This is a genomic window from Micrococcus sp. GbtcB5, from assembly GCF_019091605.1.
In the GTDB taxonomy this organism is placed as follows: Bacteria; Actinomycetota; Actinomycetes; order Actinomycetales; family Micrococcaceae; genus Micrococcus; species Micrococcus luteus.
Genome location: NZ_JAGXJK010000081.1, coordinates 1 through 735 on the forward strand (window position 1 = coordinate 1; position 735 = coordinate 735).

The 735-nt window shown below is 69.4% G+C and carries 1 pseudogene; it reads right to left on the reverse strand.

Annotated elements, in window-relative coordinates:
• Nucleotides 1-735 (reverse strand): annotated as a pseudogene (locus KVS67_RS11545) (type III restriction endonuclease subunit R); the annotation flags it as partial.

A 735-nucleotide genomic window follows, 5' to 3' on the forward strand; every position in this document is an offset into this window, starting at 1 on the left:
TCGACGCGGGCGATGCCGACCTGTTCGCCGTCCGGGCCGACCAGGTGGTTGACGTAGGAGGAGCAGAGGGCGGGGCTCAGGACGCGGGCAGCGGCCCGGTAGGAGTCCTCGATGGCCCGAGGGTCCGCCGACTCCTGGAACGCCTTGTAGGAGAAGCCTCCGCCGATCCGGCCCCGGGCCTCCTCACCGCTCATGGTGAGCACGTCCTCACGCGCTTGGTCGACCTTCTCCTTGTGCTGCACCGCCCGCCCATCGAGGACGGCGTGGAGGTGCTTGTGCGCCTTCTCCACGGCTTCCTCGACCAGGTTGTCCTTGGACAGTGCGGTGGCGAGGGCGGTGAGTCGGCGGATGGGTTTGACGCCCTTCTTCGGGATCGTCACCGAGGGCAGGGCGGCGAAGCGGTCCCAGACCTGCTGGGGCACCTGCGGGTTGGGATGCAGGTCCACCGGGTCGAACAGGACGCGGCGTGCCTCGCCGCCTCCGGTGTCGTTGTCCTCCCCGTCCTTGGAGGTGGCACCTTTCAACAGCATCTCGGCCACGCCGGGGGCGGTCTTGCGGTCGAAGAACGGCAGCAGGCAGTCGACGCTGTTGAGCAACTCGTTGCCCGGGATACGCCGCGCGAGCGGTGTGCGGATCATGCGGCCCAGCAACTGGGTGATGTGGGTCCGGTCCTTGGCCGGGCGCATCGAGACCAGCACCTCGGGAGGCGGCGCGCTCTCTTGGCAGGAGCGGGCC